13 protein-coding genes are annotated in these 12,802 nt (G+C 67.2%); 2 read left to right on the top strand and 11 right to left on the bottom strand.

All coding sequences use genetic code 11. The features are described 5' to 3' along the window. Positions 1 to 16: 16 nt before the first annotated feature. On the top strand, positions 17 to 304 hold the full coding sequence (locus ACYJP6_RS11850; protein ID WP_459475171.1) for a DUF1330 domain-containing protein: 288 nt from the start codon (positions 17 to 19) through the stop codon (positions 302 to 304). Positions 305 to 353: 49 nt separating this feature from the next. Here ACYJP6_RS11850 and ACYJP6_RS11845 read toward each other — a convergent pair whose 3' ends face one another. From ACYJP6_RS11845 to ACYJP6_RS11820, 6 genes are all read right to left on the bottom strand, one after another. Continuing rightward, positions 354 to 1,109, bottom strand: coding sequence for a GntR family transcriptional regulator (locus ACYJP6_RS11845; RefSeq protein WP_459475170.1), 756 nt, complete (start codon positions 1,107 to 1,109; stop codon positions 354 to 356). Positions 1,110 to 1,262: 153 nt separating this feature from the next. After that, on the bottom strand, positions 1,263 to 1,748 hold the full coding sequence (locus ACYJP6_RS11840) for a flavin reductase family protein (protein ID WP_459475169.1): 486 nt from the start codon (positions 1,746 to 1,748) through the stop codon (positions 1,263 to 1,265). Between the two features lie 15 nt (positions 1,749 to 1,763). After that, positions 1,764 to 3,245, bottom strand: a complete 1,482-nt coding sequence (locus tag ACYJP6_RS11835; RefSeq protein WP_459475167.1) for an aldehyde dehydrogenase — start codon at positions 3,243 to 3,245, stop codon at positions 1,764 to 1,766. Continuing rightward, positions 3,242 to 4,081 (bottom strand): alpha/beta fold hydrolase, encoded by an 840-nt coding sequence (locus tag ACYJP6_RS11830; protein WP_459475166.1) that lies wholly within the window; start codon positions 4,079 to 4,081, stop codon positions 3,242 to 3,244. The genes ACYJP6_RS11835 and ACYJP6_RS11830 overlap by 4 nt, the downstream gene beginning before the upstream one ends. A 13-nt stretch (positions 4,082 to 4,094) precedes the next feature. After that, positions 4,095 to 4,685 carry an amino acid synthesis family protein gene (locus ACYJP6_RS11825; protein WP_059229647.1) on the bottom strand — a complete coding sequence of 197 codons (591 nt, stop codon included), beginning with the start codon at positions 4,683 to 4,685 and terminating at the stop codon, positions 4,095 to 4,097. Positions 4,686 to 4,768: 83 nt separating this feature from the next. Beyond that, a complete protein-coding gene (locus tag ACYJP6_RS11820) occupies positions 4,769 to 5,806 on the bottom strand; it encodes an LLM class flavin-dependent oxidoreductase (protein WP_459475164.1) in 1,038 nt (345 codons plus the stop codon). 259 nt (positions 5,807 to 6,065) lie between these two features. Between ACYJP6_RS11820 and ACYJP6_RS11815 the strand changes: the two genes are divergently transcribed. Then, positions 6,066 to 7,472, top strand: coding sequence for a purine-cytosine permease family protein (locus ACYJP6_RS11815; RefSeq protein WP_459475163.1), 1,407 nt, complete (start codon positions 6,066 to 6,068; stop codon positions 7,470 to 7,472). 11 nt (positions 7,473 to 7,483) lie between these two features. Here the strand turns inward: ACYJP6_RS11815 and ACYJP6_RS11810 are convergent, their stop codons facing one another. From ACYJP6_RS11810 to ACYJP6_RS11790, 5 genes are all read right to left on the bottom strand, one after another. Then, the gene (locus tag ACYJP6_RS11810; protein WP_459475162.1) at positions 7,484 to 8,050 is read right to left on the bottom strand and encodes an NUDIX hydrolase; all 567 of its coding nucleotides are present in this window, start codon (positions 8,048 to 8,050) and stop codon (positions 7,484 to 7,486) included. A gap of 71 nt (positions 8,051 to 8,121) precedes the next feature. Next, positions 8,122 to 8,922, bottom strand: a complete 801-nt coding sequence (locus ACYJP6_RS11805) for an IclR family transcriptional regulator (protein WP_459475161.1) — start codon at positions 8,920 to 8,922, stop codon at positions 8,122 to 8,124. Further along, a complete protein-coding gene (locus ACYJP6_RS11800) occupies positions 8,919 to 9,608 on the bottom strand; it encodes a sarcosine oxidase (protein ID WP_459475160.1) in 690 nt (229 codons plus the stop codon). The genes ACYJP6_RS11805 and ACYJP6_RS11800 overlap by 4 nt, the downstream gene beginning before the upstream one ends. Beyond that, entirely contained in the window at positions 9,605 to 12,508 is a 2,904-nt protein-coding gene (locus tag ACYJP6_RS11795) for an FAD-dependent oxidoreductase (RefSeq protein WP_459475159.1), read from the bottom strand. The genes ACYJP6_RS11800 and ACYJP6_RS11795 overlap by 4 nt, the downstream gene beginning before the upstream one ends. After that, positions 12,505 to 12,801: a sarcosine oxidase subunit delta gene (locus tag ACYJP6_RS11790; RefSeq protein ID WP_459475158.1), complete on the bottom strand. Its 297-nt coding sequence runs from the start codon at positions 12,799 to 12,801 to the stop codon at positions 12,505 to 12,507. Before ACYJP6_RS11790 ends, ACYJP6_RS11795 begins: the two co-directional genes overlap by 4 nt. Position 12,802 lies beyond the last annotated feature (1 nt).

Here is a 12,802-nt window from a genome sequence, read left to right as displayed (position 1 = left end):
AAAGAGGCAAGTTGCCATGAAAGGTTATTGGATCGCCCAGGTCGACGTGACCGATCCCGAGGCTTATCGCGGCTACACGGAGCGGGCGCCGGCGGCTTTCGCTCGCTACGGTGGCCGCTTTCTCGCCCGCGGCGGGCGCGCCGAGCAACTGGAAGGCGAGGGCTGGGCCACGCGGCGCGTGGTGATCGAATTCGCTTCCTACGAGCAGGCGCTGGCCTGCTATCGCTCGGCTGAGTACCAGGACGCCTGCGGTCACCGCCAGACGGCGGCGCGGGCGGAGATCTTCATCGTCGAAGGACTCTGAGGGATACGGCCAGGCGCGGCGGGCGTCGGGTCTGGCCGGAAGAGCGGCGCTAGCGTTCGATGCGCGGCTCGTCCTGCACCTGCGGCGTGAAGAGTTCGCGCGGTGCTTCGCCCTGGTGTTCCTGCTGGCGGCGCAGGTAGTCGAGGGCGACCTTGGCGGCGGCCCGGACGTGGTCGACCGAGGCCTGGTGAGCGGCCAGGGCATCACCGCTGCGGATGGCGGCGACGATGCGCTCCATTTCGGCATTGCTCGCCTGGCGGCGATTGGCCTGGGACACCGAGGTGGCTCTCAGGTAGCTGACCCTGGCCTGCAACTGGCGCAACTGGGTAGCGGCGACGCGGTTGCCGCAGCCTTCCATGAGCACGTCATAGAAGTTCTGCACGCGTTCGAGGACTTCCGGCAGCTCAGCACCTTCCAGGGCTTCGCGATTTTCCACCAGAGCCTGTTCCAGCGCCGCGATCTCCTGAGGCCCGGCACGCAGGGTGAACAACTGCACGATCATGCCTTCCAGCACGCTGCGCAGCTCATAGAGGTCGCAGGCGTCCTCCAGGGTGATGATGGCCACGCGCGGTCCGCGGGCATCAGCGAATTCCACCAGGCCCTCGGATTCGAGGTGACGCAGCGCCTCACGGACCGAAGTCCGGCTCACGCCCAGGCGGTCGCAGAGATCACGCTCCACCAGGCGATCGCCCGGGAGCAGCTGGAAGTTCAGGATCGCCTGGCGTAGACGGTTGCACACCATCTCGCGGAGGGTGACGGGGCTACGGGTGATCTTGAAGCTGTCGTCTAGTTGCGCGCGTCTCATGAGGCTCTCTGGCGGACCGGTTCCACAGGCGATGGCCTGGGCGGCGGCACAACCCCAAGGGGCGTACGACCGCACAGCCCATGCCTGTACGATGAGCTCGAAGTCTAGCATGCACCCTTGGCATGCCATAAGTCCGTCGGCGCGGCGCGGTCCTCAGGCGTGGGCGGGCGCGGCACCCATCTTGCCCCGGTGATAGAGCATGGGGACGACCTCCTGTTCCGGCACGATGAGGTTTTTCACCGCCCCGACGATGATGGCGTGGTCGCCGCCGTCGTATTCGCGCCACAACTCGCATTCGATCACCGCGGTGGCATCGGCCAGCAGCGGATTGCCCAGGGCGCTGCGCGTCCAATCGATGCCCTGGGTCTTGTCCTTGCCCTTGCTGGCGAAGGCGTAGGCGATGCGCTGCTGTTCGGCGCCGAGCAGGTGGATGGCGAAGCCCTTGCCGTCGCGCAGCAGGGGATAGGTAGCTGAGCTGTAGTTGGGGCAGAACAGCACCAGGGCGGGGTCCAGCGAAAGGGCGCTGAAGGCGCTGGCGGTCAGGCCGGCCAGGTTGCCCTCGGCGTCCAGGGTGGTGACCACGGTAACGCCGGAGGGAAAGGCGCCCATTACCTGCTTGTAGACTGCGGGATCTATCATGACTGCCAACCTCGTTCAACGCATGACAAAGGGATCGGGCATCGGTGCCTGGGACAGGTTGATCCATACCGTCTTGGTGTCGGTATAGGCCAGTACCGAGTCGATGCCGCTCTCGCGGCCGTAGCCGCTGTTCTTGAAACCGCCAATGGGCGCCATGGCCGAGACGGCGCGATAGGTGTTGACCCAGACGATGCCGGAGCGGATGTCCCGCGCCAGGCGATGGGCGCGGCCCAGGTCGCGGGTCCAGATACCGGCGGCGAGTCCCAGCTCGCTGTCGTTGGCCAGGCGCAGGGCCTCGGCCTCGTCCTTGAAGCGGATCACCGCGGCCACCGGACCGAAGACTTCCTCCTGCATGATGCGCAGCGAATGGCGGTCGCATTCGAGCAGGGTGGGTTCGTAGTACCAGCCGGCGCTGCCGGTATCCGGCCGCTTGCCACCCAGGCGCAGGGTGGCGCCTTCGGCCAGGGCGTCGGCGACCAGGCGCTCGACGATGGCGAGTTGCTGCTCGGTGGCCATGGGGCCCATCTCGCTGGCGTCGTCCTGGGGATTGCCGATGCGGATGCGCTGGGCGCGCTCGACCAGCCGGGCGACGAATTCGTCGTAGATCTCGTCCTGTACCAGCAGCCGCGAGCCGGCCACGCAACTCTGGCCGGAGGCGGCATAGATGCCGGCCACCGCGCCATTGACCGCGCTGTCCAGGTCGGCGTCGGCGAAGATGATGTTGGGTGACTTGCCACCCAGCTCCAGACTCAGCTTGGCGAAGTTTTCGGCACTGGCGCGCACCACGTGGCGGGCGGTGGCGGCACCGCCGGTGAAGGCGATCTTGCGCACCAGCGGATGGCGACTCAGCGCTGCGCCGGCACCCGGACCGTAGCCGGTCACCACATTGAAGACCCCGGGCGGAATGCCGGCTTCCAGGGCCAGCCGCGCCAGCTCCAGGATGGTGGCTGAGGCGTGCTCGGAGGGCTTGATGACCATGGTGTTACCGGCGGCGAGGGCTGGGGCGACCTTGATGGCGGTGAGGTACAGCGGACTGTTCCAGGGCACGATACCCGCCACCACGCCCAGGGGTTCGTGCACCGTGTAGGCGAAGAGGTCGGTCTTATCCAGCGGCAGGGTACCGCCTTCGAGCTTGTCGGCCAGGCCGGCGGTGTAATGGAAGAACTCCGGCAGGTAGCCGACCTGGCCACGGGTCTCGCGGATCAGCTTGCCATTGTCGCGACTCTCCAGCTGCGCCAGGGCTTCCTTGTTCGCGGCGATGAGATCGCCCAGGCGGCGGAGCAGCTTGCCGCGGGCGGTGGCGGTAAGGCCGCACCAGGCGGGCGCCTCGAAGGCGCGCTGGGCGGCCTGGACGGCGCGGTCGACATCTTCGGCATCGGCATCGGGCAGTTCCGCCCAGGCCTCGGCGGAGGCCGGATTGAGACTGGCGAAGGTGCGGCCCGCGCGGGATTGGGTCCATTCGCCGTCGATGCACATCTGAAAGCGTTGCAGGGTCATGCCACGTATCCCTTGATGGAAGTGGAGGAGGCCGTGCTCAGGACCTCGTCGAGGAAGTCCAGCAGCAGGGCGTTGACCAGCTTGGGTGACTCGACCGGCATCATATGGCGTTGATCGGGCAGCACGGCAGTCCGCGCCCGGGGAATCCACGCCGCGAGCTGCCGTGCCATCTCCGGGGTGGAGCCGCTGTCCAGTTCGCCGGTGGCCACCAGGGTGGGGACCTGGATGCTGTCGAGGCGCTCGGCGCCATAGCGGTCCTGGGTGGCGAACAGGGCGTAGGTGGTCAGATAGCCCTGGGGATCGTTGTGGGCGAAGGTCTCGCGCAGCGCCTGGATCTGCGCCGGATTGGCACCCTGGTACTCGCGGCTGAACCAGCGCGCCAGGGCGCTATCCAGATTGGCGTCAGGCCCTTCCAATTCGGCCTGGCGGGTGCGCTCCAGCACGCTCGCGCGTTGCTCCACGGAGCGGTTGAACACGCTGTTGAGGATCACCAGCGCGTCCAGCCGCTGCGGATGGCCCAGGGCGAAGGCGCGGGCGACCAGGCCACCCATGGAGAAGCCCACCACCGCGGCCGTCTTCACGGCGAGATGGTCGAGCAGCTCGGCGAGCTGGTCGGCATAGTCGTCGAGGGTGGCGTCCGGCGCCGGGCGCTGGCTGGCGCCGTGGCCGAGCATGTCGTAGGCGATTACCTGATAGCGTGGCGCGAGTCCCGCGAGTTGACCGCCCCACATCTCCTTGCTGAGCCCCACGCCGTGGATCAGGACGAGGGGGCTGCCGTCGCCGGCGATGCTGAAGGCGGTACCGGCCGGGGTCTTGGCATCTGTAGAGCGGATCATTCGCGGATTCTCCTCAGCGGGCCTTTTCAGCCGCGAGTTCCTCGAGGTCGATGTAGCGGTTGCCGATGCGTGGGTGCAGGCGGCCACCGTCGGCGGCGCCCAGCACCACCACGATCTCGTCGGCGCGCGGCGCGTCCTCGATGCGCATTTCCAGGGTGATGTAGTGGGATCTCAGGCCCTCGTCGTCCTTGTGCATCATGGGAATCTGGATGGAGGTGCCCGGCGCGCCGCGCTTGTTGGTGAAGCTCAGGTAGCTCTTGGCCTTCACCGCCTCGCGGTAGTGATTGCCGAATCTCAGGGTGTGGATCACCGCCGAGGCGTGTTCGATCTCACCGTCGGCGCCCACCACGGCCGCCTTGCCATAGGCCTCGATGCGCTCGGCACCGCCGATGGCGCGGGTCAGGCGTTCGACGATGAAGGCGCCGAGGTCGGAGCAGTGGGCCTTGATCTCCGGCTTGAGGTCTTCGACGAAGCCCTTGCCGGCCCAGGGATTGCGGATGACCACGGCGACACCGGCCATGGTCACCGGCTTGTCGGTGGCCTTGCCGCCTTCGCTGTGGGTCTCTTCGAGGTAGGTAACGACCTTACGGATTTCGAAGCTCATGGTGACTCCTGGTCTGTCTGTCAAATGATGGTATGCCAAGCGTTCAGGCGTGCTGCAGCCTTGTAAGTCCGAGCGGCCCGCGTTCAGGCGAAAGCGGGTGCGACCTGGTCGATGAACAGCTGCAGCGATTTCTTCTTCTCGGTGAAGGGCAGGCTGTTGTCGCACCAGAAGCTGAATTCGTCGACGCCCAGTTCCTCGTAGTGACGCAGGCGGGCGGTCACTTCCTCAGGGGTGCCGATCAGGGTGTTCTTGCGGATGTTCTCCAGTTCGAACTCAGGGCGGCCGACAAACTTCTCTTCGGGGCTCGGTGCGAGGAAGCCGTTGACCGGGGTTTCCTTGTTACCGAACCAGGCATCGAAGGTGCGGTAGAAGCGGCCGATGGCCTGGGCGCCGATCTTCCAGCCCTCGGGTTCTTCCGGGGCGTGCACATGGGTGTGGCGCAGCACCATCAACTTGGGCCGGGCGACGCCGGGGTTGTTGGCCAGGGCCCCGTCGAACTTGTGCTTGAGGTCGACCACTTCCTCGTCGCCCTTCATCAGGGGCGTGACCATGACGTTGCAGCCGTTGGCCACGGCGAAATTGTGCGAGTCGGGGTCGCGCGCGGCGATCCAGATCGGCGGGGTGCCGAGTGGCTTGGGCACGCTGGTGGAGGTGGGGAATTGCCAGATCTCGCCATCATGGGCGTAGTCGCCTTCCCAGAGCTTGCGCAGGGCGGGGACCAGCTCGCGCAGGTGCTTGCCGCCGGCGGTGGCGGGCAGGCCGCCGGCCATGCGATCGAATTCCACCTGGTAGGCGCCACGCGCCAGGCCCACTTCCATGCGCCCTTCGCTGATCACGTCGAGCAGGGCGCATTCGCCGGCGGCACGCAGGGGATGCCAGAAGGGCGCGATCAGGGTTCCGGCACCCAGGCGGATGGTCGAGGTACGGGCGGCGAGGTAAGCCAGGATGGGCATGGGGCTGGGGGAGATGGTGTACTCCATGGCGTGATGCTCGCCGACCCAGACGGTACAGAAGCCGCCGGCTTCGGCCAGCAGCGTCAGCTCGGTGAGTTCTTCGAAAAGCTGCCGATGACTGACGCTGTCGTCCCAGCGTTCCATGTGCACGAATAGGGAGAACTTCATAGGTGCCTACCTCTTTCTCTGCCATTTCGGGCAGGCCCGACCGGCTCTTGTTTGACGGTACGCGCCAGCAGGGCCGGCGGATGTAATCATTGGTATACCATAATATGTTTCATGGCAAGAGGCGTTGCCTTCCGGCATGGAGGCGATCTCGACGCTGCCAGAAAGCGGTTGTGTATTCTGGTATACCATAATATTTTCTACCTACCAGAACGACCTGTCCAGCAGGCGTTTTCCACAACTACAACAATGGAACTCCTGGATGTCCGTCGCCCCTCGCTCCGCCGTCGCCATCGAAACCCATACCGTGGATCACGTCGCGCCATCCGAGCGCCACGGCCACAGCCGCGATCTGTTCACCCTCTGGTTCAGCACCAACATCGCCCCGTTGCCCATCGTCACCGGTGCCATGGTGGTCCAGACCTTCCACCTCGATCTGGCCTGGGGCCTGCTCGCCATCGTGCTCGGCCATGGGCTCGGTGGTCTGGTGCTGGCCCTGGCGTCCGCCCAGGGGCCACGGCTGGGCATCCCACAGATGGTGCAAAGCCGCGGCCAGTTCGGGCGCTATGGAGCCTTGCTGATCGTCGCTGTCGCGGCGCTGATCTACGTGGGGTTCTTCACCTCCAACGTGGTGCTGGCCGGCAAGTCCATCCATGGTCTGGTGCCGGCGGTGCCCTTGCCGCTGGCCATCGTGTTGGGCGCCCTCAGCGCCACGGCCATCGGGGTGATCGGCTATCGCTGCATCCACCTGCTCAACCGCTGGGGGACCTGGGTGATGGGGGCAGGGCTACTGGCCGGCTTCGCCATGATGCTGAGCCAGCCGCTGCCGGCGGATTTCCTGACCCGCGGTAGCCTCAACGCCAGCGGCTTCATCGCGACCCTGTCGCTCGGGGTGATCTGGCAGCTGAGCTTCTCGCCCTATACCAGCGACTATTCGCGCTACCTGCCGGAATCGGTGGGCATCGCCCGGCCGTTCTGGGCCACCTACCTGGGGGCTACCCTGGGCACCATCCTGGCCTTCAGCTTCGGCATGGTGGCGGTACTGGCGGCGCCGCAAGGTCTCGATGCCATGGCCGCCGTGGCCCAGGCCACCGGCTGGCTCGGCCCGGTGTTGATGGTGCTGTTCCTGCTCAACATCATCAGCCACAACGCCCTCAACCTCTATGGCGCGGTGCTCTCCCTCATTACCTGCGTGCAGACCTTCGCCGCCGGTTGGACGCCCGGCGTGCGGCTCAAGGTGATGCTGTCCAGCCTGGTGCTGCTGGGCTGCGCAGGCATGGCGCTGATGGCGTCGGCCGACTTCATCGAGAGATTCATCGGGCTGGTACTGGCCATGACCATGATCCTGGTGCCCTGGGCCGCGATCAACCTGATCGACTTCTATCTGATCAAGGGGGGCGACTACCACATCCCCTCGCTGTTCGCCGCGGATGGCGGTCGCTACGGCCGTTTCAACGGCCACGCCATCGCCGCCTACGTCGTCGGTATCCTGGTGCAGCTACCCTTCGCCAACACGGCGCTGTTCAAAGGGCCCTACGCCGAGCTGGTGGCGGGCGCGGACCTGTCGTGGCTGGTCGGCCTGCTGGTCACCTGTCCGCTGTACTTCTGGCTGGCCTACCAAGGTTCGCCCGCCCAGGCGGCGCGCCTGCAGACGGCGACATCACGCTGAGCCAGGCGCGATCAGCCCAGGGCGTGGAGCTGGCCGTCATCGGCGGTGCCCAGGTACAGACCGTGACGACCCAGCGCCTGCTCTCGCACCCGCCGTTCGAGGATCTGGCGGATCGAAGGATAGGCGAGGTCCGCCCAAGGCAGCTCTTGCGGAGCGAAGAAGCGTCGTTCCAAGGTTTCGGGGCCAGCCTCGGCAGTAATCTCGAGCAGTTCGGCGCGAAAGATCAGATAGACCTGGTTGACCGCAGCGGCGTTGAAGATGGAGTAGGGCGCCAGAATGCGTGCCCTGACGCCGCTTTCCTCCCAGGTTTCGCGCAAGGCGGCCTGCTCGGCGCTCTCGCCGTTCTCCATGAAGCCCGCCGGTAGCGTCCAGTAGCCCAGGCGCGGCTCGATGGCGCGGCGGCAGAGTAGATAGCGCTCCTGGTGCTCCACCAGGCAACCGGCGATTATCCGCGGATTGTCGTAGAACACATGGTGGCAGGCGGCGCATTGCAGCCGTTCGTGATTATCTCCGGCTGGGCGCCGGCGGATCAGCTCGGCGCTGCCGCACTGACAGCAGAAACGCGGGGATGAGCTCATGTCGACCTCGGCCTGACCACTACTCTGGGTATTTTAATATTACGGTATACCAGATAGCAGCCTAGGCCTAGTCAGGGACTGGCTGGAGGCTGATATCCCAGTTCTCCCGCAATCCGCCCAGCCGTCTCCGCCAACACGGCACCCACCCATTCCCGCGTCGTCGGGGTATCCATCACCGCATCCGGTCCGGAGACGTTGAGGGCTGCCACCAACTGGCCACGATGATCGCGGATGCCGGTGGCGATGGCGGTGGAGTAGTCGGAGCGATGCAGCACCCAGCCCTGGCGGCGATCTTCCTCGATCAGTCGCAACAGCTCCGGCAGGGTCCGCGGCGCTGGGGCCGGTTGGTCGTCCAGGCGCTCGTGCTGGTAGAGGGCGCCGAGTGCCTCGGCGTCCAGGCCGCCGAGCAGGACCCGGCCCAGGGCGGTACGGGTGCAGGGCAGGCGGGTGCCCACCGGGACGTTCACCGTCAGCCGCTGGCTGGCCATGGCGCGATAGAGGTAGACCACCTCGGTGCGATCGCGCACGCCCAGGTGGCAGGACAGCGAGGTGACGTCGCGCAGCCGTTCCATATGGGGCTGGGCGATGTCCACCAGGTCGCGGCTGGCGAGGTAGGCGAAGCCCTGGCTGATGACCTTGATGCCTAGGCCGTATTCGGTCTTGGAGCGCCGGTCCAGATAGCCCAATTCGGTGAGGGTGACCACGATCCGATAGACCGACGAGGTCGAGCTGCCCAGGCCGTCGGCGATCTCCTGCAGCGTCAGCAGGCGCCGCTCGGGACCGAACAGCTCCAGCACCCGCAGGCCGCGCAGGAGGGCGGGGACGAGGTAGTCGCTGTCGGTCTCGACCGCCGCCGCGTCGAGGACCGTCATGGGATGCCAGCCTCCAGCAGCGCCGCGACGCCCAGGGCGCCGCCGTCGAACTCGTCCAGGGCATCCAGCAGCACGTGCCAGAGGTAATGGGCACTGGCGCGGTCGCAGAGCAGATGGATGTGCGGCAGGGCGCCGTCGCCGGCATTGAGCAGGATGGCGTTGAGTCGCGCCACCGACGTCTGCACCACCTGGCCCACGGCGAAGGGCTTACCGAGGTCCACACCGCACAGCTTGGCGAACAGCGCCGGCAACTGGGCACCGGTAAGGATCAGCCAGGCGTGGGAGTCCTGCCGCGGCAGCGGGTAGCAGCCTGGGCCCAGCTCTCCCGCGGCCGCTTCCAGGGCGGCGACTCGGGCCCCGCCATCGGCCAGGGCGCCGAGCAACAGGTATTCGCTCTGCGACAACCGCAGCAGCCACTCCCCGGACGCCTGGCGCAGTGCCTCGTTGGGCCGCTCCGGCAATAGATAGCCTTGGCCCTGCAGATAGCCAGCGGCCGCGGGGCCACGCAGGCCGAAGCGCGGCAGGTTGCACAGGTCGGCCAGGCCACCGCGGTGTAGCAGGTCCGCTTCGTCTCCATCGCTCAGTCGTTCGGCGAAGATCCGCCCCTCATGCTGCAACAAGGGGGCATCGAGCTGGAGTTCCGCCAGGGGGCTGCGCTCGTCGAAACTCATGAGGGTCTGGTTCATGCGCCCATCTCCTGGCGTTGGCTTTGGGGATCGTAGAAGGGCAGGCGCGCCACCGTGGCCTGGACGATCTCGCCCCCTTCAACGCGGATCGGCAGGGACATGCCGGGCTCGGCCTGGTCGGCGCCGGCATAGGCCAAGCCGACGATGTGGCCGAGGGTGGCGGAGAATTCGCAGGAGGTGACGTTGCCAGCGATGTCGTCGCCGCGCAGCACCAAATGACCTTCCAGCGGCCGGGTGGCGGTCGCCGGCAGGGTGAAGCCCACCAGCTTGCGCCGCAGCGGCTGGCTCTCGAGGATCTCGATGGACTTCTGGCCGACGAAAAAGGGCTTCTGGCGGCCGATGGCCCAGCCCATGTCGATCTCGGCGGGATGGGTCATGCCGTCGGTGTCCTGGCCGATGATCACATGGCCCTTTTCCAGGCGCAGCAGGCGCTGGGCCTCGACGCCGAAGGGACGGATGCCCGCATGGGCTCCGGCCTCCATCAGCGCATCCCAAAGCCGTTCGCCGAAGCGCGCCGGCACATGGATCTCATAGCCCAGCTCGCCAACGAAACCGACCCGCAACAGGCGAGCGGGAATGCCGGCGACCCGGCCTTCACGCACGGCAAGGTAGGGGAAGGCCGCTGCCGACAGGTCAAGGTCCGGGCACAGCGTCCGCAGTACTTCCCGTGAGCGGGGGCCGGCCAGGTTCACGGCAGCGAAGGCGGCGCTGACGTTGGCGATGTCCACGTCCAGGCGCCACTGGGCGTTCCACTTGAGCAGGCTGCGATAGACGCGGTCGACGCCGCTGGTGGTGGCCGACACATAGAAGTGCTGCTCGCCCAGGCGCGCGGCCACGCCGTCGTCGATCACCACGCCGTCCTCGGCGGTCATCAGGGCGTAGCGGGTGCGCCCGACCGGTAGTTTGCGAAAGCCGAAGGTGTAGACCCGCTCCAGCAATTCGGCGGCATCGGGGCCGCGCACATCGAGACCGCCCAGGGTGGAGACGTCGATCAGCCCCACGCCTTCGCGCACCTGGCGGGCTTCAGCCTGGATGCAGCGCTCGCGTTTGCTGGCAGGACCGTAGAAGGCCGGCCGTTGCCAGGCGCCCGCCGGCATCAGGCTGGCGCCCAGCTCCAGGTGGCGGCGGTGCATGGCCGTGCGCCGATAGGGATCGAAGGCCCGCCCGGCGACATGGGCGAGTTTTTCCGCAGTGAAGGGTGGTCGCGCGGTGGTCACGCCGGTGTCGCTGACGCTGCGCGCCGTGGCCGCGGCTACCAGGCGTGCGGTAGGCAGCGCCGAGTGGCGACCCTGGGACGGCCCCATGCCAACGGTGGAGAAGCGCTTAACCAGCTGGATGTCGCGATAGCCGTGACGGGTGGCGTTGACGATGTCGGCGATCTGCAGGTCTTCGTCGAAGTCGACGAATTCCTTGCCCTGGGGATGGGCGAACATCGGCCAGGGGAAGTTGACCTGGCTGTCGTCGGCCGGCGGCTCCGGAGTGGCGAGCGGGGCGAGGTCCAGTTCGGCCAGGGCTTTGGCCGCCGCGGCGCGACCGTCGGCCAGTACCCGCTCCAGCGCGTGGCGACCATTGACCGAACCGGCCAGATGCAGGCCACGCGGCAGGTTGCCGAGGCTGAAGGCCGCCTGCTCATCGAGGTAGCCGAGGGTACCACCAGCCTGGCAGGCCAACTGGTAGACCGGCATGTAGCCAGCGGACATGCACAGCAGGTCGCAGTCCAGGGTCAGGCCCGCGGGCCCGACCTGGCCCTGGGCGACGATGGGGCGGACGTCCACCCGCGCCAGCTGGCGACCGGCGGCATCGGCGTGGGCTTCGTACACCGTGTGGTTGCGATGCACCGGAATGCCGCGTTCCGTCACCGCCTGGAGCAATTGCCCATCCAAGGGCGCCGCGCGCAGATCGATGAGCGCGGCCACGGCGACGCCCTGTTCCTGCAGGTCCAGGGCGGCGAGATAGCCGTCGTCGTTGCCGGCCAGGACCACGGCACGCTGGCCCGGCCGCACGCCGTAGAGGCGCATCAGGCGCTGGGCGGCGCTGGTCAGCAAGATGCCGGGCAGGTCGTTGTTGCGGAAGATCACCGGCTGGTCGAAGGCGCCGCTGGCGAGGATGGTCTGCCGCGCCCGGACCTTGGACATCCGGTTGCCCTGGATGACCGGCAGGTAGTGATCGGCGAACCAGCCGTTGCACACGGCGGCCTCCAGTACGCGGATGCGCGGCTCGGCGCGCACCGCGGCCACCAGTTCCTCACGCAGCCCTTCGCCCTGGCCGGCGTCGAGGCCGAAGCGGCCCCAGGCCAGGGCGCCGCCGAGCAGCGGCTGCTGTTCGATGAGCAGTACCTCGGCACCACCCTGGGCGGCGGCCAGCGCAGCACTGAGGCCGGCGGGCCCGGCACCGATCACCGCCACGTCGCAGAACAGGTAGGCCTTGTCGTGGTAAGTAGGGACGAAGCTCAGGTCGAGCACGCCGAGGCCAGCCTTCTTGCGGATCAGCGGTTCCCAGCGTTTCCACATGCCCTTGGGCTTGTAGAAGGCGCGGTAGTAGAAGCCCACCGGCATGAACTTGGAGAATTTGCCGAGCAGGGCGTCGCGGTCGCGCTCAAGGCTGCCGCTGACGTTCTGCGCAGTGGCGGTCAGGCCTTCGCGCAGCGACAGTTCGTCCGCCAGCACATTGGCCTCGTCCGGCAACTGCACCAGGGTGTTGGCATCCTGGCCGGCCAGGGTCAGGGGGCCGCGGGGCCGGTGGTACTTGAAGGAGCGCGACAGCAGCCAGCGACCCTCGCCGAGCAAGGCGCTGGCCAGGGTGTCGCCGGCATAGCCCTGGTAGCTCTGGCCTTCGAAGCTGAAGGTGAGCGGGCGGTTTCGGTCGATCAGCAGCCCCATGGGGGCGGGCAGGCGGGTCATGAGCGGGTCTCCTGGGCGGTGAAGTCGACCCGCTGGGTGAACAGCTCGCGGGGATCGAAGGTGCGCAGCACCTCGTCGGTGCCGGTGTGGCGTTCGGCCAGGAACCAGTAGCTGGAGGCGTTGTGCAGCCACCACTCGGTGACCACGCCGCGGCGGTTCTCGCAGTTGAACACGTAGTCGGCCCATTCGGCGGTGCTGCTGGCCTTGGGGTCGGGCATGGCCTTGAGCTCGCCGCCGTAGGTGAATTCGCTGATGTTGCGCGGCCCGTTGAGCGGGCAGGTGAGGATCTTCATG

The sequence above is a fragment of the Pseudomonas sp. No.117 genome (genome assembly GCF_054558395.1).
This window is presented reverse-complemented; position numbering and strand designations above follow the sequence as displayed.